Origin of the sequence: Paenibacillus plantarum, assembly GCF_013141695.1 — a bacterium.
GTDB lineage: Bacteria > Bacillota > Bacilli > Paenibacillales > NBRC-103111 > Paenibacillus_E > Paenibacillus_E plantarum.
This window is the reverse complement of the sequence record NZ_WHNY01000075.1, coordinates 460698-487669: the sequence shown is the minus strand read 5'-3', so window position 1 is coordinate 487669 and position 26972 is coordinate 460698. Positions and strand designations below refer to the sequence as shown.

Here is a 26972-nt window from a genome sequence, read left to right as displayed (position 1 = left end):
GATATGAAAAAAAGCAACCCTCCCTCCATTCGGGAAAGCTGCTTTCACATGAAAATCGACTTCTTTAATGACTTCCAACAAGCGTTGGTTCTTTCGAAATTTGACTTAAGGCTTCGCCAGCCTCATCTTCATAATTCCCTCTAATCGCCAAATCGCCAATCGCTACAATACCGACAAGCTTCCCATTATCAATGACGGGTAAGCGCCTAATTTGGTGCTGTGCCATGATCTTAGCGGCTTCATCAACAGTCGTATTAGAAGCCACTGTGATCATCCCCTTCGTCATGACGGTTTCTACAGCCGTTGACCCTGAATGCTTTTCTGCATAACCACGAATAACAAGATCTCGGTCCGTAACGCCGCCTATGAAGGTATCCCCGTCGAGAACCCCAACAAATCCAATGTCGTGCTGTTTCATTTTCAAAGCAATCTCGAACACATTATCCAGTAAGGTAACCGTCACACAGTCTTTACTCATGATGTCCTTCACTAATTTATCCGACAACTCATCATCCTCCTTGGTGTCATGTTAGGCAAAAAATAATTGCTACATTAGCATTCACCAAAGCACCAAGGACATTCATGCCATATAATCCAAGGCCATAGACAGGAGTAAATTTGCTGCGTTCAGCATAGATCTTTCATCTATATCGAACTTCGGGTGATGATGAGGATATACGATGCCCGCATCCACATTACCAGCACCTACGAACATAAAGCAACCTGGCTTCTCTTGCAAATAATAGGAAAAGTCTTCTCCGGCCATAATAAGAGGGGATTCATGTACAGCCTCCTCACCAAACAAAGCGGCGCCTACTTGAAAGAAACGAGCTGCTTCGTTAGCATCATTGATTACAGTCGGATAGCCTAGCTTATATTCCATCTCGTAGGTAGCTTGCGACATGTCACAAGTAGCCTGTACGGTTCTCTCCATGCGTGTTCTCACTTCTTGTCTTAATTCTGGATTGAAGGTACGTACAGTTCCGTTTAGTACACTCGTTTCTGCAATGACATTGAAGCTAGTCCCGCCATGAAACGAGCCTACACTGACCACACAAGGCTCAACAGGGTCAACTTGGCGGCTTACAATCGATTGCAAATTAACGACTAATTGTGAGGCGACGTACACGCTGTCAATCGTTTGGTGAGGCAATCCGCCATGTCCGCCTTTCCCTTGGATGCGAATCGTGAATTCATCTGGCGCGGCCATGAAAGGCCCAGATCGCGTGTAAACATGACCAACAGGGAACGGTGTCCATAAATGAACGCCGAATACAGCATCTACACCATCCAGAGCGCCGTCTTTGATCATCGAGTCAGCTCCACCTGGCGAAATTTCTTCAGCATGCTGGAATAGAAAAACCAGATTCCCTTTGATCTCCGTCCGATGCATGCTTGCCACTTTGGCGATCCCAAGCAAAGTTGATGTATGTGCATCATGTCCACAGGCATGCATAATCCCGTTCTTAGTTGATGTATAGTCACAGTTCTTCTCATCCTGAATGGGGAGAGCATCCATGTCTGCACGCAGAGCAACCGTCGGTCCTTCGCCACTGCCGCGAAGCAAACCAACAACACCATTCCCGCCTACGCCAGTACGCACTTCAATATCCCAGCTTAGCAAATGCTTCGCTACAAATTCTGCGGTCTGATATTCATGGTAGGAAAGCTCAGGATGCTGATGTAAATAACGTCTCCAGCCCACCATTTCTTCATAAATGGCTTGGAGATCTTCATGAAAATAATTCATACGTTCATCCACCTCCTAAGGCGTGATCACCTAACTATATATCTAAAATAATCTCTTGAAACCTATTCTATCAAATATCAATCACGGTTTCATCTCTAAAGTGCCATCAAATATTAGAATTTACAGATGGCAATCGACTTGCAGAACCATTAGAAACATACTATCATGAGAAAAGAATGCAAACGTACAATATGGAGGCGTTAAAATTGATTATTGAAGCAACTGGCTTAAAAGGCCTAAAAAGCGATTTGGCTCACTTAGACGAAGTAACAACTAAACTTGGTTTCGTGCGCTGGCAATGGGAATACACCCGTGCTACTTACGATTTTAAAATGGAAGATAAAGCAAGCAAAGCTGTGTACTTCTTACGTGTAAATGCACGCGTAGAAACAGGCAAGCTAGAATCTCCCTATGCCGTATTATATCTAGAAGAAGCTTACATAGGCAAAGAAACGTTCCCACATGGCTTGGACTACAATTCTCCAATTCCAGAGAACGTACTTAAGATTTCCAAACAAAAATTAGACCAACTGCAACAATTATTAGCAGACTAGGCGAGGAATCAGCATGAATCCCCCTCGAAGAGGAACGCCGGATTTTCTGCTGCTCTTATTAACCTTTGTGTTGGTCTGTTTTGGTCTAGTTATGGTGTTCAGCGCAAGTTCAATGACTAGTGCCTATCGCTGGGACGACCCTTGGTTCTTTACGAGAAAGCAAATTTTTGCTGTCGGGGTCGGCACCATTGGCATGTTATTTTGCATGAATGTCCATTACACGAAGTTAAAGAAGCTCGTTATCCCTGCTTTCTTCTTCATTGTACTTGGCTTAATCTTCGTCGTCTTTACGAGTAAAGCGAATGGGGCGAGCAGCTGGTACTCACTTGGCAGATACGGGATACAACCGACTGAGTTTGCCAAGTTAATCGTCATTCTCTACTTAGCTTCGCTGATCAGTAATAAAGAAGAGAAATTCAGAAGTTTTCGTAAGGGATTACTCCCTGCCATCTTGATCGTAGGTTTCGTGTGCAGTTTGATCCTCTTACAGCCCGATTTTGGTTCCTGTATGATACTTCTAGCGTGCTCAGCTATTGTTATCATGGTCGGCGGGTCTAACCTCAAGCATATTTTTTATCTTGGAACTATTCTTACGATTTTTCTTGGTATTGCAATCCTCTTATACTTGTTATTAGGCGATATTGACTCCAACTTTAGGCTCAATCGAATAACTTCATTTATGGATCCATTCGCTGACCCGCAAGGCTCAGGCTTACAAGTTGTGCAATCCTTATACGCATTCGGACATGGCGGACTAACTGGCGCCGGATTCGGACAAGGTATTCAGAAGCTTCACTATTTACCGGAAGCACATAACGATTTCATCTTTGCTATTATCGGCGAGGAGCTTGGATTTATTGGCAGCTCTCTCTTCCTTCTCATCTATTTAATCTTCATTTGGCGAGGTATTCTCATTGCAGTACGTTGTCCCGACATGTTCGGTATGTTATCCGGTGTAGGAATCATGGTCATGTTCGCTATACAAGCCTTTATTAATATCGGCGGCGTCACCAATACCATTCCACTTACAGGTGTAACGCTCCCCTTCATCTCAGCAGGCGGCTCTTCTATGATGGTCTCTCTCATTAGCATGGGGATTATTCTCGGGATTTCTCGTGAACAATCCTACAAAGAATTACCAGCTACACAAAAAGCACAGAAAACCCATAAAAAGAGACCCTTATCGACATAATATAACGTCGATAGGGTCTTTTTTTATGGGTCTTATTTAACTCGAAGCTGATCTTCAATTTCTTCTTCGGTAAATGCGACACCTTCTACTTTCACATTGACTTCCACAACGTTTAACCCCGTCATATTTTCAACAGCTTCCCGAACGTTCTCTTGGAGATCTCTGCAAACATCTTGGATTCGGGAACCATATTTAACGATCACACGTAAATCAATTGCTGCTTCAACTTGTCCTACCTCAACAGAAACGCCACGCTGCACATTTTTACCACTTAAACGCTTAGCTAAGCCTTCTGAAATACCACCTGACATGCCCGCGATGCCTGCTGTTTCCAAGGCGGCAAGCCCTGCAATGGTCGATACTACGTCATCAGAAATTCGAATTAAGCCAGTTTGATTGTCTTCGGACATACGGATCACTCCCTAAACTTGGTATAAATCTATTGTAATAAGAACAATAGCTTAAAGCAAGAACTGCCTGCTGGTATCCATTTTAATTTACATTGGTACGCAAAGTAGGTATATTAAAAGAAGTGTAAAAATTTCCAATATATTAGAGTCGGAGGGTTCCCATTGAAAGGAAAATTGTTCTACATAGGCTTGTTAGTTTCGTTCATAGCAGCCGGAATCGTGCATTATACGCACCAGAATACAACTCTGCAATTCGTAATCGCTTGTATCGCCATCGTTTTTGTGGCTGGTTTCTTAGGAAAAGCTACAGAAAGCGTTGCACATTATGCAGGAGACCGCATGGGTGGGTTTCTCAATGCTACCTTCGGAAATGCGGCTGAGCTCATTATTGCTTTCTTCTTAGTCAAAGATGGGTTATTCGAAGTCGTCAAAGCCAGTCTAACTGGTGCCATCATCGGGAACTTGTTACTCGTTCTTGGGCTCAGCATATTTGCAGGCGGATTAAAGTTCAAAGAACAATCCTTTAACGTTAAATTGGCTTCTCATAACTCTTCACTGATGATTCTAGGTGTTGTCGCACTCTTCATTCCCGCATTATTTTCCCGCGGTTTGACCACTGACGAAACATCCTCCATGAGTATGATTGTAGCTATTATCCTAATCGTGGCTTATCTGCTCTGGCTCCTCTTCTCTATGGTAACCCACAAAAGTGTGCTGTCTGATGAAGCTATTGAACATGGTGAGGCTCCATGGTCCAAAGGCACCTCGATTCTATTCCTCATCGTTGCGACTGCAATGGTTGCCTTTACAAGTGAATGGTTAGTAGGAACCATTGAGGAAGTTAAAGATAAATTCGGACTGTCCGACCTATTTGTCGGTGCATTCCTAATCGCTATTATCGGGAATGCAGCTGAGCATAGTGCCGCGGTCATGATGGCCATGAAGAATAAAATGGGCGCAGCCGTGGAAATTGCAGTCGGAAGCTCCTTACAAATCGCTCTATTCGTCGCGCCAGTACTAATCCTTCTCAGCTTCTTCATCAGTGGTACGCCAATGAACATTGTCTTTACCACCTATGAGATTGCTGCCATCGGCGTCGCCGTCTTCATAACCAAATCCATCACACAAGATGGATCTACGAACTGGTATGAAGGACTTCTTCTCTTGTTCGTCTATATCATCCTTGGTGTCGTGTTCTTCTTAGTCTAAATACCTATATGCAAACAAAAAAGTAACCCTTCAGGGTTACTTTTTATTGTTCAACGCTTCATACAGCTGCGCAAGATTACGTTCAAGCTTATTGAGAATTTGTTTGCCTGGCAATTCGGAGATCAGTCCCGCTCGAATGGCAAAATCAATTTCTCTCGATAGTCCGTACATTTGCGTATCTAATACCTCTTCGTAAAGTGGACATTGACGTGTCGTCAAATTTTCCATCTGAACTTCGATCAGCTTTTCGATTTTATCTGCATCTTCTTGAAGAAGATTAAGCGCCTTTTGATTCATATCCAGCAATAAATCAGATGAAGACATTCCCAACTTCCCCCTATACGCAAAGTCATCCGTCCCTATATGATCTATATTAAGCGAAATTGCCGTAATATACAAGAGAAGGTACCCTCAGAGATTCTGAGAATACCTTCTCTCTATTCAAAACTACTCTTGAACGACGTTTACGCCTAAATTATGCTTCGCAAATACTTCAGCCATAGCTGTTTTCGCTTCTTCAGCATCCGGTCCATGAACGTGCAAATCATAGTTGCTGGAGCTAAGTAGAGTCGTAAACAAGCCAAGGATACTTTTTACATCGATATACTTATTGTCGTATTGAAGAACGATAGATGATCTGAATTTATTAGCTGTTTGTGAAATCTCAACAATTGCTGCATTATTGGCACTTGGCATATTTCATTCCTCCATTATAGTCGCGTAATGAGTTGGTCGTCTTACTTCCTCTATGATAACTTGGAATAGGAAGGGAAAGCAACTACAAAATTTCCTGCATTCTCCATGTAAGCCCTTTATTTCGCCTTTGGAGCTAGTGCCCTCTTCACACTATTTCCTAGGAATACTAACAAGACCAGTATCCCGAGCAGTAGGAGCAATCTCCCCTTATACCGCTGAAAATGAAATAGATCATGCGCGATCATCGACTCCAGAAATACGATCGGGAATTTCCCCAATAGTGTGCCCCATAAGAAATGCCGAAATCTCATTCGAGTTAAACCTGCGGAGAAGTTAATGGCAGATGATGGCAATATCGGAATTAAACGTCCGATTAGTACATAGAAAAAGCCGTGCCTTTCCATCCGCTTGCTAAATTGCGTAACAATCGGAAAACGCTCTAATTTCTTTTCTACCCAAGCATGTCCATAATAACGTGCAAAATAAAAGGAAGCAACGGCTCCTAAGCACGACATCACATAGTTCACAAGAAATCCCATTTTTATTCCAAATATCGCAACGTTCGTACCCGCTACGAGAACAAACGGAATAAATGGAAAGAAGGTTTGGAAGAAAATCAGACTCATTCCAATTATTTTACCGGGCCAGCCAATGTCCCTTAAATGTCCGGACAATTGCCGCATATTACTATGAGCAAGTTTAATGCCTATAGGATTAAAGAAGAAGAAATATAGCAAGCCAACGAGCACAATAAAAATACAAATAAGCAGTCCTGTACGTTTACTTTTAAATGCCGACAAAATTCGACCATCCTCCCTTAGACCAAATCATTGTAACATGTTACAACAGGTTCAGGAAGAGCAAACAGGTGATCGTCATCTTCACTCCATGCTCACTGGGTAGAGAAATACGTTCAACTGGATACAAACGATTGTATCTCCCCTTCACCTGCCTAATTAACAAAGAAAAAAGTGCTTGTCCGAAGACAAACACCAATATGCGTCAACCGATTTGAATTTGATTACGGCCATTATGTTTGGCCTGATAAAGAGCCATATCTGCTCGGTAGAAGAGTGATTCTACACTTATCTTATCCTCTTCCCAGTTCCAGTCCGAAACACCACAGGACACCGTAACTTGAGGCTGCGTCTCTTCCATGACACGCCTCCGAATGCGCTCTGCAATCCGAATCGCCTGTTCCTTAGACACTTGAGGCAAATAGACAGCAAGCTCTTCTCCGCCCCATCTAGCCGCGATATCCATCTCTCTAATACTGGACTTGATGATCTGGCTGACATGAATAAGAATCTTATCACCAATTTGGTGACCATAAGTGTCATTTACTTTCTTGAAATTATCAATATCAACGACAATTAGAGACCCACAGAAGTCTTTCTTCTGCATTAAATTCGCTTGTTCATCCAAATAATGCCGAGCATAGAGCCCAGTTAAATTATCTGTAATCACCATTCGTTTCACTTCAGCATGCAAGGAGGCGTTCGTCATGGCTAGTCCAATATGGCTTGAGAGCACTTGCAAGAGCTTATAATTATCATAAGAGAAGAAGTTGGGCAAACGATGTACAATGAGGATTACCCCTTCTACGTTACCGTTTACAAGGATAGGCGAACCAATAAGTGAGCGAGAATTCGTTCGCTGCATCAAGCTTGAAGTCACTTTATCATTACTCCAGTAGTCGGAAATAATGATCGGTTCTTTAGATGAGTAAATCAGACCTGAGAAACCTTGATCAAGCGTAAATGTTTCATGAAACATGGCAGGTAAGTTCGTAGCTTGAACAATAAGTTGATCGTTATCTTTGGAGTTTTGAAGGATACAACTATAATCAGCACCAAAAATACTTAAAATTTCACTAGACGCTGAATTGAAAATTTCATTTAGACGTAAACTTTGATTAAGCTGCTTGGTAATTTCATTAATGAGTCGCAATTCGTTAATCATCAGATTCGATTGCTCGTACAGTTTCGCATTTTCAAAAGCTGTACCTGCAGAGTCCGCTAACAGCGAAATAAATTGTAAATCCGACGCATCAATGAGTTCATCCGTAAACTCCATGTACAGAACACCATACACGCCTTGTTTCCCTGATAATGGTGCCGCGATGTTGCCTGAGCTTGAAGCGCTCCCTCTCAGGGTTGGCTCAAAGATAACTTGACCTTCCATAAAAGCTCGCGTTCGAATATCGGACTCTGTCCGTTGGAAGTTCAAAGGCTTAACGGACAAATTCGTTGAATCATTATCTTGTGAAAGAAGTAAATCTACACGCGTGTTGGGATATACACGTCCCAAACAATCAATAACTTCTGTCAAAACAGAATGCACATCAATCTTTGCAAGGAGTTTCTTGGATGCTTCAAAAAGAATGACGTGCTTCTTAGATTCCATTTCCTTCAAATGATGAAGGTTATTTAAACGATCGTACTTTCTACGTTCTTCAACATTTTGGATGGAACTTTGGAAAGAAAGTGCAAGACTATATAGCAACTGTGCTAGATTTTCCATATTTATGCGAGATTGGGTAAAAAGACCTAAATAGAATTGAACTTTACCATGATTATCCAAAATTGGCGTAACAGCAATCAAATACGCTTTCAGTTCTCTCACGTGCCAGTCATCGCCATTCATCAATTGCAAATAACCTGCACTTTCACAGCGAGCAAGCGGATTATCTCCTTGATCAGCAACCTTCCAAGAACTACCTGATCGCAGGTAGTTGCCTATCGAAGGCGTATCGTTCGAACAAGAATCGATTACACACAATTGCTCGTTTGCGCACAACAGCGCAGTTTGAGAAGGCAGCATGTTCGGACCGAATTGCTGATTCCAGTTTTCAAATACTTGGTGTAAGTTTGGGTTTGCCTGCAAACCCTCGTAAGAAAAGTTGCCAGAAAGTATAAAGCCTTGCCGAAGAAACACATCAAAGTGTTCTGTGCGGCTATGCTTTTGTATACTGCGAAGTTCACTCATAGGCTCTCCTTCACTCTCTAACAATAGTCCTGAAGTACCAATTTAAAAACCACTTACTCCTATCATACTATTTTTTCACATCTATTGCACGATATTTTCCTCTCGTTCTTGCGATGAGAGACTTGACACTTGCTCCTGTTTTTAATAAAATTAGAAGTCGAGTAACACCATGATTTCGGTGAATGCCATTTGTGATCACCCTCACTGCTTTTGCTCCTGCCAAGACAGCGGCTGAACTACTCTTGACAGGGAATCACTTTATGATTCGTTAGCAAAATCGGGCACTTGTCTTCACCCTGACATCTAGATGCTATTTACTAAACTAATTGTCATGAGAAGGAGTTTTCCCTAAATGTCACGTTATACAGGACCTAAATTTAAATTAAGCCGCCGTGTTGGTATTTCCCTAAGTGGTAACGGTAAAGACTTGAAACGCCCATTCCCTCCAGGTCAGCATGGCCCAGGACAACGCAAAAAAATGAGCGGTTATGGTGTACAATTGAACGAGAAGCAAAAACTTCGTCACATGTACGGTTTGAACGAGAAACAATTCCGCAACTTGTTCGACAAAGCTTCCAAGCTTAAAGGTATTGCCGGTGAAAACTTCATGGTATTGCTTGAAAGCCGCCTAGACAACTTGGTTTACCGTCTTGGTCTTTCCAACTCCCGTGCAGGTGCACGTCAACTCGTTGCTCATGGTCACGTAACTGTGAACGGCAAAAAAGTTGACATCGCTTCTTACATCGTATCCACTGGTGATGTGATTTCCCTTCGTGAAAGAAGCAAAGGCCTTTCCACTGTGAAAGAAGCTCTTGCTAACCGTAACTACCTTCCAACTTACCTTGAGTTTAACGACGCAAGCGTAGAAGGTAAATACATCCGTTTACCAGAACGTTCCGAGCTTCCACAAGAAATTGACGAAAAACAAATCGTCGAGTTCTACAGCCGTTAATAAAAGCAACCCCCTTAGGGATTTCCCTAAGGGGGTTATTTTGTTGCTTAAGCTTTATTCAAATTTGACGAGGAAGTAATTCTTCTTACCACGGCGAATAATCAGATAGGAATCACCTAGTCGACCCAATTGTTTCGTCGTTGCTTCCAGATCCGTCACCTTAACGCCGTTCACTGTGACCGCTCCGCTTTCAATGTCTTGACGCGATTGGCGTTTGGATGGTGCTGCTCCCACAGAAATAAGAAGATCAATCAGCGCAACGTCATCTTGCTCTAATGTTGTAGAAGGTACATCCTTGAACGCTTCTTCAATTTCAACACGTGATAGTGACTGAATATCCCCACTGAATAAGGCAGAAGTAATATTAAGCGCACTCTCCAGCGCCTCCCCCCCATGAACAAGCTTCGTAACTTCGCGAGCCAGCACTTTCTGAGCTTCTCTCTTCCCTGGCTGTGCGACAACTTCAGCTTCAAGTCGTTCGATTTCTTCTTGGGATTCAAACGTGAAATATTTCAGGAATCGGATAACATCATTGTCCGCAGTTCCTAACCAAAATTGGTAGAACTGATACGGTGATGTTTTGCTTGCATCCAGCCAAATAGCTCCGCCTTCCGTTTTACCAAACTTCTGCCCATCGCTCTTCGTAACAAGCGGTAATGTCACACCAAAAGCGCGGCGATCCGTTGTTGATTTGCCGATAAGCTCAAGTCCAGCCGTAATATTCCCCCATTGGTCACTTCCACCAATTTGAACAGAGCAGTTCTTCGTTTCATTTAACTTCAAGAAATCATAGGATTGAAGAATCATGTAACTGAACTCTGTAAACGAAATTCCTTTCGTAATACGTGAATCTACAGAATCCTTAGCTAACATGTAGTTCACAGTAAAGTTTTTGCCAACATCGCGTAAGAATTCAATCACATTCAGAGAGCCTAACCAATCGTAATTGTTCACTAACTCCGCACTGTTTTCAATTTCAATTGAGAAATCAAGGAATCGTGAGAGCTGATTTTTAATACTTTGAGACCATGCCTCAACAACTTCAGGGCCGTTCAAGGTACGTTCATTCGCTTTACCACTCGGATCACCAATCAGCCCCGTTCCACCGCCAACCAAAGCTAAAGGAACATGTCCAGCAAGCTGGAATCTACGCAATGTTAAAATAGGAAGCAAACTGCCGATATGCAAGCTATCCGCTGTCGGATCAAAGCCGCAGTATAGGACTACGCGCTCTTCACTCAGCTTTTTATCCAAACCTTCTCTATCCGTAATTTGATGCAGCAAACCGCGAAACTCTAAATCCTTCAGAATACTCATGTACAACCATCCTTTATTATGAAATGAAAAAACAAAAAAAGCCTTCTTATCCCAAAGGGACGAGAAGACTTGACTCGCGGTACCACCCTAATTAAAACAGCATTTACGTACATCTATGAGAAAACCTCTATCGAGGCCATCCAAAGATGAGCGACCGCGTTTAGATGATGGTTTTATCGCCAAATAGAAAGACGTTTTCGGAAGCCGAAAACTTATATTTTCTATTGTGGTAACCAAAGTCGTAGGCACGGCGTGCTATTTTCACTCAAGAACCGATAACGAGGTTTAATCGGTAAATACTACTTGTGCAGGCACATTCCTGCAGGTTCCCATTTACTGCTCAAGACCGTAATTCACTAACCTGCAGGTACCGGTTCGCACCCTCCACCGGCTCTCTGAAAGCATCCACAAGCTACCTACTGCTGATCCATCAACGCATTTGTTCTTGTTATAACACAGGAATCTGATGCTTGTCAAACCTAGAACTGAACCTTTCTCCCATCAGCATTACCGCAAAAGGAGCAATTATGATATACTATTAGGGTTCATGTAAGGAGGATATTGGAACTTATGCGCAATTTTTTCGCGAAATGGAATCGCCCCTGGGTAAGAACGACATTTAAAGTAATTGGAATTTCATTAAAATGGGCCATTATTTGTGTGTTTTTGGCTGGCCTGCTAGGTGGATCCGCCGCTTTCGGATATGTAAGTGCACTTGTCAAAAAAGATCCAATCCGCAGCGAAGATTCGATTCGACAACAAATGCAAGAGAATGCCATCACAGGATTCGCCTATTTCAATGATGATGCTGTGATTGGACAATTACGAACCGAAGAAGATCGACGTCTTGCACAACTTGAAGATATCCCACAGAATTTGTTAGACGCAGTCCTCGCAATTGAGGACAAAGATTTCTACAATCACCGCGGTATCGATTTCCGTGGTCTCTACCGTGCAGTCACTCAGAAGCTTCTGAATGAAGATGTACAAACCGGTGGAAGTACAATCACGCAACAGCTAGCTAGACGTGTTTTCCTCACATTAGATCGCGATGACGGCCGTAAAGCAAGAGAGTTGTTGCTTGCACTTCGGATGGAACGCATCATGTCGAAGGATGAAATTTTACTAGCATACCTAAACAAAATCCCATACGGCAATGGGGCGACTGGCTATAATCTCTACGGCATCAAAGCCGCTGCCAAAGGTCTGTTCAATATCGACGATTTAGCCAAATTGAATATTGCACAAGCTGCGTATTTAGCCGGATTACCTCAATCTCCATCGCAATATTCGGCTTTTACAAGCAAGCCGGCTTTCGATGAGGATGGCTTCAAAAAAGCGGTAACGAGACAGCAGTTAGTATTAAAACGGATGATGGAAGAAAACAAAATCACCAATGATCAATATCAAGATGCCTTGAAATTCGATCTCAAAGCTTCCATGCCGGCCGCAGCTCAAAAAGCCTATACGACTTACCCTTATCTAATGATTGAGACCGAGCAGGAAGCATCTGAAATTTTATTGAAGCTTCAACATCCCGAGCTTGATCCGAAGACGAACCAAGCCGCTTATAATGAAGCTCTCAAAAACATACATACACAGCTATTACGCGGCGGTTATCAAATCTACACCACGATTGATAAAACAATTTATGATTCAATGCATGAGATCTCAAGCAATGAGAAGAATTTCGCACCAACGGATGAGAAAAAAGGCGGCATTGAGCAGGTAGGTGCCATTATGATCGATTCCAAAACGGGAGCCATCAAAGGAATGATTGAGGGCCGCGACTTCTTCGATGAGCAATTGAATCACGCTACACAAGCCTATAGACAGCCCGGATCTACAATGAAGCCAATTGCCGCTTATATCCCTGCACTCGAAAAAGGGGTCTTGCAGCCTGCCACCATCGTAGATGATATCCCAATCATTCTCAAAGATGGTGTCAAAGGCTTCCATTTACCTGAGAACTGGGACCATAAATTCCATGGCCTGATGACTGCCAGAAGAGCTTTAAATCAATCCTATAATATTCCAGCTATCGATATATTCCTCAATAAAGTAGGCATTACGCAAGCATGGGATTTCGCTAAGAAACTAGGTATTACGTCTCTTACCAAAGAGGATAATGTCGCACAAACGGGTGTTATAGGTGGTTTAAGTCGCGGAACCTCGGTCAAGGAATTAGCAGGTGCGTATGCATCTATTCCGAATAAAGGCGCATTTAATGCACCATTCTTAATTCGTGAAATTAAAGATTCGAACGGCAAAATCATTTATGCTCATGAACAGAAGCCTCAAACGGTGTACTCGCCGCAAACGGCTTACCTAATAACCGATATGATGAAAACCGTCATTAGCAATGCTAGCCAAGGGACAGCTACTGATCTCATGAAAAAATTCAAATCATACGGCAAAATCGAGATCTCTGGAAAAACAGGCTCCACACAGGATGATGCTGATGCTTGGTTCATGGGCTTCACCCCTGATGTAACAGTCGGTGTCTGGATCGGTTATGATCAGCCGATTAATAAACTGTCTTCCAAAACAGGTCAAACCAACCATGCAAAAGATATTTGGGCGCTCATCTTGAATAAAACGATCGAGCAAAAACCAGATCTTTTCCCGAACAAAACGTTTGCTAAACCGGATGGTATCGTTTCATCAACCGTCTCCAGCTTATCCGGCATGCTTCCAAGTGAACTGACGACAAGCTCCGAGCATCTGGTAACCGATATTTTCAACAAAAAATATTTGCCGACACAAACAGATAATGTCATGGTTAAAATGAAAATCAGCTCTCTTAATGGACTCAATTACGTCGCTCAAGAAACGACACCTGCTGATTTCGTACAAGAGAAAGTCGTTATTAAACGACAAAAATCAATCACGCAATTATTAAAAGAAATCGATGAAGCGATGCAAAAGCTTCCTGAGAAAAGCAGAAAGCCTATCGATTTCTATAAACCAACTGATTACGACGTAGATGCTCCTTCCGAAGCTGATCCAAGGGTTGACGATGGGAAAGTACCTCCACCGCCTCAGAACGTCGTGACAGTCAAATCCGGCGATACGGCGACAATTACCTTCCAACCGAACACGGATGCAGATATCGTAGGCTATCGCATTTACCGTTCAGATAATCAAGGCAAGTTCCAGCTCATGGGTGGAAAAGTCGTGATGGCAGGTGCTGAAGCGAAGTTTGTTGATCAACTTCAAACGGCAGCTATAACAGGCTACTATGTCACTGCTGTTGATGTAGCAGGTAAAGAATCCACACCAAGCCGGTCCTCTTATACGGATGGCAGCTCTCTAGATTCATTCATCATCCCTGGTGTCGATAGCAATGGCAATCCACTGAAAGATCTTATCATACCATCACCATCACCAGGACCAACGAATGGTGGAACGGGAACAGGAACGGGAACAGGAGCTGGTACTCCTACGGGCAAGCCGGTATCCAAGGATGCTCCTGCTGCACCTACGGGTATCAAGGCAAAGGCTGAAGAAGCTTCACTTGTCCTAACCTGGAAAGCGAATGATGCCAAAGACAAAGTTAAACAGTATGTCGTGTATTTTAGCGATAAAGAAAAGGGCACTTACACGAAACTAGGCACTGTTGAGAATGGAACTGAATTCCATTACTACGCGGCAGCTTTCAATGGCTATTATAAAATAACAGCCATTAATGAAGCTGGAGAGTCTAAATTCTCTGCCACCATCGCTTATAATAAATAAGCGTCATTGAAGAAGAACCTGGCTGCTGCCAGGTTCTTCTTTTTTTTGATGCACAAAAAAAAGCTTTCTCTGCACCACTAAGGGTACGGAGAAAGCTTGGGATGAACCTAATTAATCTTCAATTGTCGATAAGTCACCTGTCGGAAGGTTAAGCTCCCATGCTTTAAGCACACGGCGCATGATCTTCCCACTGCGTGTTTTGGGCAACTTGTCCTTGAATTCAATCTCACGCGGTGCCGCATGCGCAGAAAGGCCTTCCTTGACGAACTTAGAAATTTCAGCTTTCAGTTCATCAGAAGCAACAAAACCTTCACGCAACGCGATAAACGCTTTGATGATCTCGCCACGCATAGGGTCTGGCTTGCCGATAACCCCTGCTTCAGCAACAGCTGGATGCTCAACAAGCTTGCTTTCGACTTCAAATGGACCTACGCGCTCACCTGCTGTGTTGATAACATCATCCACACGGCCTTGGAACCAGAAGTAACCATCCTCATCTTGATATGCGGAATCTCCGGAAACGTACCATCCTGACAAACGGAAGTACTCTTCATACTTAGCCGGGTTGTTCCAAATTTTACGCATCATCGATGGCCAAGGCGTTTTGATCGCGAGGTTCCCCATCCGATTCGGAGGCAGAATATTACCTGCATCATCGATAATGGCAGCATCAACACCTGGAATTGGACGACCCATAGAGCCTGGTTTAATCGTCATAGAAGGATAGTTACAAATCAACTGTCCGCCTGTCTCTGTCATCCACCACGTATCATGAATACGTTGATTATAGACCTTCATACCCCATCTAACGACTTCCGGGTTCAATGGTTCTCCAACACTCAATACATGACGAAGTGCGGATAAATCATAGCTTGCAGAAACATCATCGCCTGCCCCCATCAACATACGGAAAGCAGTTGGCGCACTGTACCAAACGGTTACTTTATATTTCTGAAGTGTATTGTACCAATCCTGTGGACTGAAACGTCCTCCGCGGATTACATTCGTCGCACCATTCAACCAAGGAGCGAAGATCCCATAGGAAGTCCCTGTTACCCAACCTGGATCTGCTGTACACCAATAGATGTCATCTTCTTTCAAATCAAGGACAATTTGTCCCGTATAATAGTGCTGCAACATCGCATTTTGAACGTGGAATACGCCTTTCGGTTTGCCAGTTGACCCGGATGTATAATGAATAATTAATCCATCTTCACGTTCCAACCATTCAATCTCAAGCTCTGTAGAAGCGTTTGCCATTTCTTTATGATAATCAACTTGTCCTTCACCAAGCTCAATGTTCTCCCCTACAAGGATCACATGCTTAAGGTGTGGAAGTTCACTATACGGCACACGTGATAATTGGCTAGGCGTCGTGATAATCGCAACCGCTTCACTATCTGCCAAACGATCTCGAACCGCAGTTTCCATGAACGCTTCAAAAAGTGGTCCAACAACCGCACCTACTTTGAGCGATCCCAGTAAAGAATAATACAGTTCAGGTGTCCGCGGCATGAAAATGAAAACTCGCTCACCTTTGCCAATGCCTAGATTTCTAAGCACATTACCAAACTGGTTGGATCTTTCCTTCATTTGTCCAAAAGTAATTGCTTCATCACGTGTGCTGTCGCTGTAATATAAAGCAATTTTGTCTTTCTTTCCGCCTTCCGCATGACGGTCAATGGCCTCATAGGCCATATTCACTTTACCTGTTTCGTACCAGGAGAAGTTTTTCTCGATGTCTGCCCAATCAAATGACGCATGTGTTTGTTCGTAATTAGCCATGTTTGGATTAAGGGATACTGATTTAATGAGTTCATCTTTAATTTGATCCATAAACGTAAAACCCTCCTCACGAAATAAACCGCTTTCACTTTACTGATGAATTCGAGCAAAATGTGATCGATTTTTGACATGTTCTATTATAACATACTCAGAATATTTCGCCTATGTTTAAGTTTTGCTATGATTTCAAACAAAAGTTTGGTATAAAATTACTAGGAATCCAAAATAAATGACTACACCGTCTTTCATGTACTTCTCACAGTGTTTATGGAGAAATATAGCCAACCTAATTCTGTGAAACATATAAACGCTTATATTTTTAGTAAAGGAAACGCCCATCATGCTGTTTTTTAGAAGGAGAGCAAAAGTTATGCAGCATATCAAGATCTACCACTCACAAAGCTTGCGCACTGCTCCCGATCAACCTGAAATTATAATTGAGGGTCCCGTTTCACCAGAAAAATTGCAGGAACTCACCATGCACACGAAGCTCGACGCCTTCCGGAGGCCGAAAGAACAACTCGAAGCACTCATCGAGATCGCTGGGTTGCCTGAAGGACGAATCATCCTTGCGAGAGATGGATCCACCATCGTCGGTTACGTTACCTTCCATTACGCAGATGAAATTGAGCGATGGTCACAAGGCAATATGAAGGATTTAATTGAACTCGGCGCGATTGAGGTCGCTGATGATTACAGATCGATTGGTTTAGGCAAAAAGATGATTCAGCTTGCATTTGAAGATGATCAAATGGAAAATGTCATTTGCTTCACTACCGAATATTATTGGCATTGGGATTTGGAAACGAGTAAATTAACCGTTTGGGAATATCGTCAAATGATGGAAAAGCTCATGAAAAGCATCGATATGATCTGGTTTGCCACCGATGATCCAGAAATTTGCTCACATCCCGCCAATTGTCTGATGGTGAGGATCGGGAAGCAAGTACCTATCTCGTCCGTCGAGCAGTTTGATCGCGTGCGTTTTCAGCAGCGCTTTATGTATTAGCTCCATGAGATGCAGTTAGCAGCAGATCTTCAAACGAAATTGTTAGCCAATTCGGGGGAATTTGGAAATGGACATGAAGTTTACGGAACCTGTGTTTATCTATGATGATCAAGAGATTCAATATAAATTTAATGATACGCATCCCTTCAATCAGGATCGTCTCATCATGACCGTCGATTTACTACGTAAATCTGGCGCTCTTCCAGACAATGCGGTACTTACGTCTCGCTCAGCGACTGATGCAGAACTCTTGCGGGTGCATTCAGCTGCTTATATCGAGGCGGTGAAAGCGTTAAGTGTTCCTGTTCCTGAGGAACGCTGGGTGCGTGAAGCGGCCCGTTTCGGTCTCGACACAGACGATACACCCTACTTCCCAGGGATGCATGACATCACTGCGAAGGTCGTAGGCGGCTCTATCCTTGCCGTAGACCTCGTTATGTCCGGCCAAGCACCTCATGCCTTACATTTAGGCGGCGGCCTCCACCATGCCCTGCAGAGCAAGGGTGCGGGCTTCTGCGTCTATAATGATGCGTCTGCGGCGATCGCCTATGCCAAAGAGAAGTATGGCGCTAAGGTGCTCTACATCGACACAGACGTACACCACGGCGATGGCGTGCAGTGGAGTTTCTACGCCGACCCGCAGGTCGGCACGTTGTCCATTCATGAGACGGGGAAATATTTATTCCCCGGCACTGGGGCTGTGAACGAACGCGGAGAAGGCGACGCGTTCGGAACGAATGTAAACATCCCGGTGGAACCTTACACCGAGGATGATTCTTGGCTGGAATGTTTCAGCGAGGTGCTAACCGAGCTGATCGCCCGCTTCCAGCCGGACGTCATCATCTCGCAGCATGGGTGCGACGCCCATGCTTTCGACCCGCTCGCGCATGTACATTGCTCCATGCGCGTGTACAAGGCCATGCCCGAGCTTATCCATCGACTTGCGCACCAGTGGTGCGAAGGTCGGTGGGTCGCGCTCGGGGGCGGCGGGTACGACATCTGGCGTGTCGTACCGCGGGCTTGGAGCCTGCTCTGGCTCGTGATGAGCGAGCAGGCGATAATGAGTCAGCTGGAGGCGGAGCCTCAGCTGAGGCTGCCCCAGGCGTGGCTAGACGCCTGGCAGGGCAAGAGCCCCGTCCCACTCGTGGAGACGTGGCTCGACCCGGTTGAAGCTTGGGCGCCGATTCCAAGGCGCCAGGTGATCACCGAGAAGAATCGACAGACCAAGGAACTGGCGATGATGTATTTGAAATAATTCATTCCAAAGAAAAGCTCAGATCACCGCCAATTAGGCGATGCTCTGAGCTTTCTTCATGGACAGCAGCTGTTTTACAGGTGCTTCACCATATCTTCAACCATTTTATACGAATTCTCCGATGCTATCACCGTAAACTCCGCGAAATTCACATGTGCAGAACCATCTGCTTTGTCGGACATGGAGCGCAAGACAACATAAGGAATTCCATTCATCGCACATACTTGCGCAACGGAGGATCCTTCCATCTCCACACAAACACCGTTCAACTCTTGATACAGACTTGCTACTACTTCTCGGCTTGCAATGAATTGATCGCCTGACAGCACTCTACCCTGCTTTACTTTACCTGCAAACAATTTCTCTCCCGAAGCTACGGCTAACTCTACGAGTTTGCGATCAGCTGTGTACACTGAGTTCTCAGCGTACGGAATGACGCCGCGTGGAAATCCTAGTGCTGTCACGTCCATATCGTGTTGTACACACTCCGTGGAAATAACTAGATCGCCAATTTGCAACTCAGGATCTAAGGCCCCAGCTACACCTGTGAAGATAATTGCTTTTACACCGAACTGATCAATTAGAATTTGCGTGGTTACTGCAGCATTCACTTTCCCAACGCCTGTACGACAGACAACGACATCTTTACCGAAATAAGTACCTTCTCGAAAGGTAATGCCTGCTTTTACCGTTTCGGTTATATCTGTCATATGAGCAACGAGCAGCTCAATTTCTTCATTCATTGCTCCAATGAGTGCGATTTTGTTCCAAGTCATATTAATTTCCCTCTCTCTCTTCCTACATGAGAAAACCTCTATCGCATCTCTTCCAGGATGGAAGGACACGATTAGAGGTTTATTTTTCACTTAAGCTCGGGCTTTAACCGAATGACGATTAATGATTTCATGCGGTAAAATAACTTGCATATTTTCTGTTGATTCTTTATTCATCAGCTTCGTCAGTAGTCGCATCGATACAGCTCCGATATCATACATCGGTTGAGCGACCGTCGTTAATGTCGGTCTAACCATGGAGGCCATACGGATATTATCCACACTGATTACTGCGATATCTTCAGGAACGCGAAGCCCATTGTCTTGAATCGTATGAATAGCGCCAATCGCCATTTCATCCGTTGCCGAGAAAATGGCGGACGGTCTAGGAGAAAGCTCCAAGAAATAGTTGACTGCATCTACGCTTGACTCATAACGGTAATTTCCAATCCGTACATACTCATCACGTACAGGAATGCCAGCCGTTTCAAGCGCACGTTTGTAACCTTGATATCTAGCGAAGCCATTCGCTGGATCCTGTAGAGTTCCAGAAATCATGGCAATATCGCGATGCCCTGCTTCAATCAATACGTTCACTGCATCAAAGGCAGCTGCCTCATGATCAATATCAACGGATGCCATCGCTTGATTCTCATCCTTCGTGCCACATAGGACAACCGGAACGGAAGAAGTACGGAAAGCTTGAATATGTTCTTCCGTCACAACACCACCCATGAAGAGCAGCCCATCAACTTGTTTCTCAAGCAACGTGTTGATTACACGAATTTCTTTCTCTTTCTTCTTGTCCGCATTACACAAAATAATATTGTAATGGTACATATTCGCAATATCCTCAATTCCACGCGCTACTTCAGCAAAAATAGAATTGGATATATCGGGAATAACAACGCCTACTGTTGTCGTCTTTTTACTTGCTAATCCTCTAGCTACCGCATTTGGACGGTAACCCAATCGTTCAATCGCTTCAAAAACTTTCTTACGTGTTTGCGGCTTCACGTTCGGGTTATTATTAACGACCCGAGATACGGTTGCCATGGAAACGCCTGCTTCTCTCGCTACATCATAAATGGTTACGGTCACGGTTACTCTCTCCATTTTCACAAGTATTCTGCGAACCTAGTATATTATCGTTATGATACGACAAATTAATCCATCTTGCAATGCAAAATGAAAATGCTTTGAAAATAATTTTCATTTTATTTTCAAAAGGGTCACAAATAGAATAAATGCCAACCTCTTGTCGAGATTGGCAGCCCATTTTTAGGTTGAAATTGCGCTTTGAGTGATTTGCGATAACCGTTTACGAATTTCCTCAGCCCATGGCTCATCGCCTAGCGATTGCGCTAGCAACAAGATGTCCAACAGCTCATTGATTCGTTCCTCCACAATTTTCTCCATAGAATCATTCATACGCTCTTTTTCTGTTACTTTTAACAGCAGAAAGGCAACCTCCGAAACTTCATGGAAGAAGAATTGCTGCTTCTCTGGTTTACTACCCAGCTTACCGATCAGACCGGTGAGTTCAGGCTTTACATGAGGTACAACCTCACTTCGTCCACAGCCCTCACAGGAATAGATAGGAACATTCTCAATATCTACTTTACTTTGATAAATAACCGTGCGCAGACGAAGGTTCATCGTGCGTCCGCACTTACAATACTTTTGCATTCTAACACTCCTTCACTGACAGGCGGCATGTACATTAGTTGCTTGTACTATGTTATTCTACGATGTCATCAGATTTCCTTCTGATCAATACATAGTAGTTTTTGCCACCTATGGAAGAGAGATGTTACTTTTGCAGTTGTTTGCTAAAGGAGATAATTTCATCCACAAAACGTTTGGAAAATGCCGGAAGATCAGGTGGTCTACGCCCTGAAATGATATTGCGATCCACCACTACCTCTTCATCAAGCCAAATGGCCCCAGCATTTTCGATATCATCGCGAATGCCTGGCGTGGACGTCATCGTGTAACCTTGAACGATTTTGGCAGAAATCAAAACCCAGCCTGCATGACAAATCTGCGCGATAGGCTTCACATCCGCATGAAACTCCTGCGTAAGTCTAAGCACATCAGCATAACGACGAAGCTTGTCAGGTGCCCAACCACCAGGTACATAAAGACCGACATACTCCGAAGATTTCACTTCATCGAACGCATAATCCGTCGTGATGGGTACGCCATATTTGCCATGATAGACAGTTTTTGCTTTAGGTCCAACGATATCTACAATTGCGCCTGCTTCACGCAACCGGTAGACAGGATACCACATTTCCAAATCTTCAAATTCTTCATCAACGAAGGCTAGCACCTTCAAACCTGCTAACTCCATACTAATTACCTCCTACAATGGATTCCGTTTGTTCCGTTTGAGCAAGAAGCTCCAAAATTTCATCACTTGTTTTGCAAATTAAAATACGATCTACTAATGCCTTGCATGTCGCGGCATCACTGCTAAGCAATCTGTGCTTGACTTGCAAGAGCGTCTGAACCGATATGCTCAGCTCCTCAATGCCCAATCCAAGCCAAATTGGCAGAGCCCGAATATCTCCAGCCATTTCCCCGCATACGCCTACAGGAATGCCAACACGCTTGCCTGCATCGATCACGAGTTTAAGTAATCGGATAACGGCCGGATGATAAGGATTATATAAGTGCGCGATATTCTCGTTCATTCGATCAACTGCTAAAACATATTGAACTAGATCATTTGTGCCGATACTCATAAAATTCACTTCGCTAGCAAGCACATCAGCAATGATGGCAGCAGCAGGTACTTCAATTGTAAGTCCAACCTCAATATTAGCATTAAAAGGCACACCAAGACTACTTAGCTCCAGCTTTGCTCTTTCTAAGTGCGCTTTCGCTTGACGCACCTCCTCGATGGAGGTCACCATCGGATACATGATCTTCACATTCCCATAATGACTTGCTCTTAAGATCGCTCTTAGCTGCGTCATAAAGAGATCCGTTCGATCCAGAGAGATTCGAATGGCCCGGTAGCCTAGGAAGGGATTATCTTCTTTGGCAAGCGGCATGTAGTCAAGTTTCTTGTCGCCGCCAATATCCAGGGTTCGGATCACGATTGGACGTCCTTTGAGCTGCATGGCCGCGTGGCGATAGACCTCAAATTGCTCCTCTTCACTAGGCAATGAATCTCGATCCATATACAAATATTCGGTACGAAAAAGCCCTACACCTGATGCGCCATTCCGCAATACTTGGTCAATTTCCATAACAGAATTAATATTCGCATGCAAATTAACCAAGCTTCTATCTAATGTCAGCGGAGCCACATCGGCAATTTCTTGCAAGCTTTCCTTGAACTCCAGCCAGTTTTTCTTACGTGCTTGATAACGTTCAATTATGATCTTGTCCGGGTTAATATACAAAGTGCCTTCTTGACCATCAATAATCAAGAAATCACCATTTTGAATAGGACGCAGCAGCTTTCCTTCTAATCCAAGCACATAAGGAACAGACATCGCTCTGGCCATAATCGACACGTGCGAGTGCGTGCCACCCAGAATTGTCAACAGTCCTAACACATTCGTTGGATCCAAATGAGCAAGCTGTGAAGGAGTAAGCTCCTTCGCAACTAAAATATAAGGATGATCAATCGGCGGAACCGTCGTGCTCGTATCCCCCAATAAATGCTTCAAGAGACGATTACCGACATCTTTAATATCTAAAGCACGTTCTTTCATGTATTCATCATCAATTAAATTAAACATACCCACAAATTTATCAATGACTTCTTTCACGGCGACTTCTGCGGCTTTATATTGCAGCTCAATAATACCTTGAATCTCATTCATGAAAATGGGGTCTTCCAAAATGGCCAAATGTGCATCAAAAATATAGGCTTGTTCTTGCCCTACAACTTCTTTGATCTCTTGTTTGATTAACTCAAGCTCATCCTTGGAATGCCGAATACCATCATACAATCGCTCGAATTCATAGGCTAAATCTGTCACATCTATCATTTTCTCTGGAAAATCCCATTCCCAAGTGGGAATAACAAACGCTTGACCCATTGCAATTCCTGATGACGCACCTACACCTCTAATCATCCGTTCGTCCCCCCCTCGGATTTAGTCGGCTTAAGGACAACGGACATAACAGAGCCTTGGCCTTTCTTAACTGGCTTAAACGGAGCAAAACTCCATGACTTCACAATATCTGGATTCGTAATTATCATAGGTGTCGCTAAGGAAGAAGCGAATTTCTTAACTTTGTTGTAGTTGAACTTCACTAGCAGCTGACCTGCTTCCACACGATCGCCTTCCTTCACCAGCGCATTAAAGCACTTGCCTGGTAAGCTGGACGTGTCAATTCCGATATGCAGCAGAACTTCAAGACCTTCATCCGTTAAGATCCCCAGTGCATGCATAGTCGGGTAGATGTGCATAATGGTACCTGCAACAGGGGAAACCAACTCACCTTTTTCAGGAATAAAAGCAACACCATTCCCGACGAGTCGAGAGGCAAAGATACGATCAGGCACTTCTTCAATAGGGATCATACGTCCCTGCATTGGAGATGTAAATAAGACGACATGAATATCTTTGCGTAATACCTTCATAATTTCTTCACGTATAAGCTCTGAAAATGTTCCAAACACGACTTGAACATTGCCTCCTCCAAGACGTATGACGCCTGCTGCTCCTAAGTGTCGTAATGCCGTGATGTCCATCAGACGATCATTGACAAGCGTAAGTCGCAATCGGGTAATACAGGCTTCAATCTTCTTAATATTGTCTTTCCCACCAAGTGCCTGCAAAATTAACGGAGAACGATATGGGATGTCCCCAGCCCACTCTTCTAGCGATGAGCCTTCTTCCCTACCCGGTGTAGGAATTCGGAACTTCTGAATCGCCCATCGGAATAAGAAATAATACAGTAAACCATAGACCAGCCCAATCGGAATCAACAATAAGCCATTGTGTGATAAGTGCAGATTAATGATGTAGTCAATAGCCCCAGCTGAATAAGAGAATCCATGGTGGATATTTAACTCATAAGCGATCCACATTGCTACGCCCGAAAGGATGGCATGAATAACGAACAAATAAGGTGCTACAAAAAGGAAAGCAAATTCAATCGGCTCTGTCACACCTGTTAAAAAGGAAGCCAATGCAGCCGTTAAGAATGTAGCTTTGATCTTCGGCTTTAAATCTTCCCTCGCTTCTCCGATAATTGCAAAAGCAATAGCTGGTAATGCAAACATCATGATCGGGTATAAACCGGCCATATACATTCCTGCAGATGGATCGCCTGCAAAAAATCGCGGCAAATCGCCATAGGCGTATTGTCCCGATGGCGTCTCGTACGCCCCCACTTGAAACCAGAAAAAGTTATTCAAAATATGATGTAAGCCCGATGGTACGAGCAAGCGATGAGCAATCCCATATATGAATGCACCGAAGCCGCCTAATCCAAGTAATCCACTTGATATTTTGCCCATAAGCGTCTCCAGATAAGGACCAAGCCAGATCATGATATAAGAGACAATGAGCGTTGCGAGGCCCATGACGAGCGGCACCATCCGAGGTCCACCGAAAAATTGTATGTACTCCGGAAGCTTAATTTCCTTGCAGCGGTGATAGATGATTGCAGCCAGCAGCCCAATCAAAATCCCACCAGATACGCCTAATTGAAATTGCGTGCCCAGCCCATGCTCGATGAGTCGGGTAAACATGAAATACCCAAGCATAGCCGATAAACCAGCTATTCCGGCACTTTCTGTTAATCCCAAAGCCACACCAACAGCGAAGATAATTGGTATATAATCAAAGATTGTATTTCCAGCCAATGACAGCATTTCCCCAAAGCTTGAAGCATGTATAGCATCCCAAGGTAAATCCCCTAGACAAAGCAGCACAGCAGCAATAGGAAGCGCAATGGTAGGCAGCATTAAGGAGCGGCCAAGCTGTTGTAAGTTCCCCATCCAGTTCAAACGAATGCTAACCTCCTAAAAGTTTTCGTCAGAAAACTGACTTCGTAAGCATCATCCCTTAGCAATTTCGAAGAGTATCTTCCATAAGCATAAGATTCTCTTATCAAATCGTAAAGCTTGTTCGTGCTTTTGTCAAAAAAAATAAGCAGATCGCTTATTCCATCAGGGTTATTCTACATAGTAAACGCGAAAGTTGACTAAGTCCCCTGAAAGCTGTCATAATTCATTTGTACCCAAATTTAGAATTCAAGGAGGAAATACGCTTATGTCTTATGATGTTATTATTATTGGTGCAGGTCCTACCGGTGCGAGTGCTGCACTTTTCACTTCAAAAGCAGGCAAGAAAACGCTCGTCATCGACAATGAGCAAAGTGTTACGAAGCGTGCATGGATCGAGAATCACTATGGTGTCGAAGCGATTGGCGGGCCAGATTTGGTTGAGATCGGCAAGAAACAAGCTGCTAAATTTGGCACTGAATTCGTAACTGGCAAAGCGACTCAGCTAGTAAAGAATGAAGATGGTTTTGAGATCACCACTGAAAATGGTACATACACAGGTAAGCATGTTATTCTAGCAACTGGTTTATCCGTTGAACTTGCCGAGGCTGCTGGTATCGCGACAAAAGAAGGTACTGAACCGAGAATTAAATCTATTGTTGACTGTGATGCACAAGGAAATACAAGTGTCAAAGGTGTATGGGCAGCAGGTACGACGGCCGGTGTCAGCATGCACACGATTATCACTGCTGGTGACGGAGCCAAAGTCGCTATCAATGTAATTAGTGAGCTTAACGGTGCTCGTTATGTAGATCACGATGTGTTGAAAGCATAGTTCCTGCGTATGAGAAAACCGCTAATCGTTCCCCTGCAAAGGTGATCGACTAGCGGTTTTATTTGATTGAGGCTTCCTTATGGGACCTGCATTAATTGTTACGCGGATTCAATATCGCATCTTCCACTTTAATGCAGCGATCCATGATGACTTCTAAGCCACCCTCGCTGGCAATTCGTCCTGCTTCTTCATTCACGATATCTAGCTGCAACCAGAACACCTTCGCCCCGATCTTAACTGATTCTTCAGCCACTGGAACTACCTGATCAGCTCGACGAAACACGTTCACGATATCCACAGGCTCAGGAATGTCCGATAACGATGGATAGCATTTCTCACCTAGAATTTCATCTGCATTCGGATTAACGGGAATAATTCGGTATCCTCGGCTTTGCATGGCGGCTGATACCATATAAGATGTGCGATCTGGTTTATCAGACAAGCCTACAACAGCGATATTCCCTGCATGGGCAAGCAATTCTTTGATATGTTCCCTAGACGGATTCTCAAATGTCATGTGGATCGCTCT

24 protein-coding genes and 1 other annotated feature are annotated in these 26972 nt (G+C 43.9%); of the genes, 8 read left to right on the top strand and 16 right to left on the bottom strand.

The features are described from left to right. Positions 1 to 64: 64 nt before the first annotated feature. Positions 65 to 478: a CBS domain-containing protein gene (locus GC096_RS30235; RefSeq protein WP_171636201.1), complete on the bottom strand. Its 414-nt coding sequence runs from the start codon at positions 476 to 478 to the stop codon at positions 65 to 67. 102 nt (positions 479 to 580) lie between these two features. Further along, positions 581 to 1750, bottom strand: a complete 1170-nt coding sequence (locus GC096_RS30230; RefSeq protein ID WP_171635505.1) for a M20 family metallopeptidase — start codon at positions 1748 to 1750, stop codon at positions 581 to 583. Positions 1751 to 1956: 206 nt separating this feature from the next. Between GC096_RS30230 and GC096_RS30225 the strand changes: the two genes are divergently transcribed. Continuing rightward, complete coding sequence (locus GC096_RS30225) at positions 1957 to 2304, top strand: YugN family protein (protein WP_056612435.1); 348 nt, start codon at positions 1957 to 1959, stop codon at positions 2302 to 2304. Between the two features lie 13 nt (positions 2305 to 2317). Then, positions 2318 to 3496: a putative lipid II flippase FtsW gene (gene ftsW / locus GC096_RS30220; RefSeq protein ID WP_171635503.1), complete on the top strand. Its 1179-nt coding sequence runs from the start codon at positions 2318 to 2320 to the stop codon at positions 3494 to 3496. Between the two features lie 32 nt (positions 3497 to 3528). Here ftsW and GC096_RS30215 read toward each other — a convergent pair whose 3' ends face one another. Further along, entirely contained in the window at positions 3529 to 3906 is a 378-nt protein-coding gene (locus GC096_RS30215) for an Asp23/Gls24 family envelope stress response protein (protein ID WP_056612440.1), read from the bottom strand. Between the two features lie 162 nt (positions 3907 to 4068). On the opposite strand from GC096_RS30215, the gene cax reads away from it, so the two are divergent. Continuing rightward, positions 4069 to 5115 (top strand): calcium/proton exchanger, encoded by a 1047-nt coding sequence (gene cax, locus GC096_RS30210; protein ID WP_171635502.1) that lies wholly within the window; start codon positions 4069 to 4071, stop codon positions 5113 to 5115. A 36-nt stretch (positions 5116 to 5151) separates the two neighbouring features. Here cax and GC096_RS30205 read toward each other — a convergent pair whose 3' ends face one another. From GC096_RS30205 to GC096_RS30190, 4 genes are all read right to left on the bottom strand, one after another. Next, positions 5152 to 5439 carry an Fpa/YlaN family protein gene (locus GC096_RS30205; protein ID WP_056612445.1) on the bottom strand — a complete coding sequence of 96 codons (288 nt, stop codon included), beginning with the start codon at positions 5437 to 5439 and terminating at the stop codon, positions 5152 to 5154. Positions 5440 to 5562: 123 nt separating this feature from the next. After that, positions 5563 to 5811, bottom strand: a complete 249-nt coding sequence (locus GC096_RS30200) for an HPr family phosphocarrier protein (RefSeq protein WP_056612449.1) — start codon at positions 5809 to 5811, stop codon at positions 5563 to 5565. A 116-nt stretch (positions 5812 to 5927) separates the two neighbouring features. Beyond that, positions 5928 to 6611: a TVP38/TMEM64 family protein gene (locus GC096_RS30195; RefSeq protein ID WP_246303055.1), complete on the bottom strand. Its 684-nt coding sequence runs from the start codon at positions 6609 to 6611 to the stop codon at positions 5928 to 5930. A gap of 202 nt (positions 6612 to 6813) precedes the next feature. Beyond that, entirely contained in the window at positions 6814 to 8799 is a 1986-nt protein-coding gene (locus GC096_RS30190) for a diguanylate cyclase (RefSeq protein WP_246303053.1), read from the bottom strand. A 352-nt stretch (positions 8800 to 9151) separates the two neighbouring features. On the opposite strand from GC096_RS30190, the gene rpsD reads away from it, so the two are divergent. After that, entirely contained in the window at positions 9152 to 9751 is a 600-nt protein-coding gene (gene rpsD, locus GC096_RS30185) for a 30S ribosomal protein S4 (RefSeq protein ID WP_056612460.1), read from the top strand. Between the two features lie 54 nt (positions 9752 to 9805). Here rpsD and tyrS read toward each other — a convergent pair whose 3' ends face one another. Next, positions 9806 to 11068: a tyrosine--tRNA ligase gene (tyrS, locus tag GC096_RS30180; RefSeq protein ID WP_171635501.1), complete on the bottom strand. Its 1263-nt coding sequence runs from the start codon at positions 11066 to 11068 to the stop codon at positions 9806 to 9808. A gap of 52 nt (positions 11069 to 11120) precedes the next feature. Beyond that, positions 11121 to 11511, bottom strand: a binding site (T-box leader). A gap of 127 nt (positions 11512 to 11638) precedes the next feature. Here tyrS and GC096_RS30175 point away from each other — a divergent pair. Beyond that, positions 11639 to 14806, top strand: a complete 3168-nt coding sequence (locus GC096_RS30175) for a transglycosylase domain-containing protein (RefSeq protein ID WP_171635500.1) — start codon at positions 11639 to 11641, stop codon at positions 14804 to 14806. A gap of 111 nt (positions 14807 to 14917) precedes the next feature. On the opposite strand, the gene acsA is transcribed toward GC096_RS30175, so the two are convergent. After that, positions 14918 to 16642, bottom strand: coding sequence for an acetate--CoA ligase (gene acsA / locus GC096_RS30170; RefSeq protein WP_171635492.1), 1725 nt, complete (start codon positions 16640 to 16642; stop codon positions 14918 to 14920). 319 nt (positions 16643 to 16961) lie between these two features. On the opposite strand from acsA, the gene GC096_RS30165 reads away from it, so the two are divergent. Continuing rightward, positions 16962 to 17600, top strand: coding sequence for a GNAT family N-acetyltransferase (locus tag GC096_RS30165; RefSeq protein ID WP_171635490.1), 639 nt, complete (start codon positions 16962 to 16964; stop codon positions 17598 to 17600). A 73-nt stretch (positions 17601 to 17673) separates the two neighbouring features. Continuing rightward, positions 17674 to 18855: an acetoin utilization protein AcuC gene (locus GC096_RS30160; protein WP_171636188.1), complete on the top strand. Its 1182-nt coding sequence runs from the start codon at positions 17674 to 17676 to the stop codon at positions 18853 to 18855. A gap of 74 nt (positions 18856 to 18929) precedes the next feature. Here the strand turns inward: GC096_RS30160 and GC096_RS30155 are convergent, their stop codons facing one another. From GC096_RS30155 to GC096_RS30130, 6 genes are all read right to left on the bottom strand, one after another. Further along, a complete protein-coding gene (locus GC096_RS30155) occupies positions 18930 to 19631 on the bottom strand; it encodes a 5'-methylthioadenosine/adenosylhomocysteine nucleosidase (RefSeq protein ID WP_171635488.1) in 702 nt (233 codons plus the stop codon). Positions 19632 to 19721: 90 nt separating this feature from the next. Beyond that, positions 19722 to 20729: a catabolite control protein A gene (gene ccpA / locus GC096_RS30150; protein ID WP_056612480.1), complete on the bottom strand. Its 1008-nt coding sequence runs from the start codon at positions 20727 to 20729 to the stop codon at positions 19722 to 19724. A 180-nt stretch (positions 20730 to 20909) separates the two neighbouring features. Continuing rightward, positions 20910 to 21317 carry a hypothetical protein gene (locus GC096_RS30145; protein ID WP_171635487.1) on the bottom strand — a complete coding sequence of 136 codons (408 nt, stop codon included), beginning with the start codon at positions 21315 to 21317 and terminating at the stop codon, positions 20910 to 20912. Positions 21318 to 21441: 124 nt separating this feature from the next. After that, a complete protein-coding gene (locus GC096_RS30140; protein ID WP_171635485.1) occupies positions 21442 to 21984 on the bottom strand; it encodes a type 1 glutamine amidotransferase domain-containing protein in 543 nt (180 codons plus the stop codon). Between the two features lies 1 nt (position 21985). Then, a complete protein-coding gene (gene ptsP, locus GC096_RS30135; protein ID WP_171635483.1) occupies positions 21986 to 23725 on the bottom strand; it encodes a phosphoenolpyruvate--protein phosphotransferase in 1740 nt (579 codons plus the stop codon). Continuing rightward, a complete protein-coding gene (locus tag GC096_RS30130; protein WP_171635482.1) occupies positions 23722 to 25611 on the bottom strand; it encodes a glucose PTS transporter subunit IIA in 1890 nt (629 codons plus the stop codon). Before GC096_RS30130 ends, ptsP begins: the two co-directional genes overlap by 4 nt. A 265-nt stretch (positions 25612 to 25876) precedes the next feature. Between GC096_RS30130 and GC096_RS30125 the strand changes: the two genes are divergently transcribed. Then, positions 25877 to 26443: an NAD(P)/FAD-dependent oxidoreductase gene (locus GC096_RS30125; RefSeq protein WP_171635480.1), complete on the top strand. Its 567-nt coding sequence runs from the start codon at positions 25877 to 25879 to the stop codon at positions 26441 to 26443. A gap of 91 nt (positions 26444 to 26534) precedes the next feature. On the opposite strand, the gene GC096_RS30120 is transcribed toward GC096_RS30125, so the two are convergent. Then, entirely contained in the window at positions 26535 to 26960 is a 426-nt protein-coding gene (locus GC096_RS30120) for a CoA-binding protein (RefSeq protein ID WP_171635478.1), read from the bottom strand. Positions 26961 to 26972: the final 12 nt, after the last annotated feature.

Bases quoted from the DNA above. Each gene is read 5' to 3' on its own strand.
- GC096_RS30235 (WP_171636201.1), bottom strand. From the start codon at position 478: ATGAGTAAAGACTGTGTGACGGTTACCTTACTGGATAATGTGTTCGAG.
- GC096_RS30230 (WP_171635505.1), bottom strand. From the start codon at position 1,750: ATGAATTATTTTCATGAAGATCTCCAAGCCATTTATGAAGAAATGGTG.
- ftsW (WP_171635503.1), top strand. From the start codon at position 2,318: ATGAATCCCCCTCGAAGAGGAACGCCGGATTTTCTGCTGCTCTTATTA.
- GC096_RS30215 (WP_056612440.1), bottom strand. From the start codon at position 3,906: ATGTCCGAAGACAATCAAACTGGCTTAATTCGAATTTCTGATGACGTA.
- GC096_RS30205 (WP_056612445.1), bottom strand. From the start codon at position 5,439: ATGTCTTCATCTGATTTATTGCTGGATATGAATCAAAAGGCGCTTAAT.
- GC096_RS30200 (WP_056612449.1), bottom strand. From the start codon at position 5,811: ATGCCAAGTGCCAATAATGCAGCAATTGTTGAGATTTCACAAACAGCT.
- GC096_RS30190 (WP_246303053.1), bottom strand. From the start codon at position 8,799: ATGAGTGAACTTCGCAGTATACAAAAGCATAGCCGCACAGAACACTTT.
- rpsD (WP_056612460.1), top strand. From the start codon at position 9,152: ATGTCACGTTATACAGGACCTAAATTTAAATTAAGCCGCCGTGTTGGT.
- tyrS (WP_171635501.1), bottom strand. From the start codon at position 11,068: ATGAGTATTCTGAAGGATTTAGAGTTTCGCGGTTTGCTGCATCAAATT.
- GC096_RS30175 (WP_171635500.1), top strand. From the start codon at position 11,639: ATGCGCAATTTTTTCGCGAAATGGAATCGCCCCTGGGTAAGAACGACA.
- acsA (WP_171635492.1), bottom strand. From the start codon at position 16,642: ATGGATCAAATTAAAGATGAACTCATTAAATCAGTATCCCTTAATCCA.
- GC096_RS30165 (WP_171635490.1), top strand. From the start codon at position 16,962: ATGCAGCATATCAAGATCTACCACTCACAAAGCTTGCGCACTGCTCCC.
- GC096_RS30160 (WP_171636188.1), top strand. From the start codon at position 17,674: ATGAAGTTTACGGAACCTGTGTTTATCTATGATGATCAAGAGATTCAA.
- GC096_RS30155 (WP_171635488.1), bottom strand. From the start codon at position 19,631: ATGACTTGGAACAAAATCGCACTCATTGGAGCAATGAATGAAGAAATT.
- GC096_RS30145 (WP_171635487.1), bottom strand. From the start codon at position 21,317: ATGCAAAAGTATTGTAAGTGCGGACGCACGATGAACCTTCGTCTGCGC.
- GC096_RS30140 (WP_171635485.1), bottom strand. From the start codon at position 21,984: ATGGAGTTAGCAGGTTTGAAGGTGCTAGCCTTCGTTGATGAAGAATTT.
- ptsP (WP_171635483.1), bottom strand. From the start codon at position 23,725: ATGATTAGAGGTGTAGGTGCGTCATCAGGAATTGCAATGGGTCAAGCG.
- GC096_RS30125 (WP_171635480.1), top strand. From the start codon at position 25,877: ATGTCTTATGATGTTATTATTATTGGTGCAGGTCCTACCGGTGCGAGT.
- GC096_RS30120 (WP_171635478.1), bottom strand. From the start codon at position 26,960: ATGACATTTGAGAATCCGTCTAGGGAACATATCAAAGAATTGCTTGCC.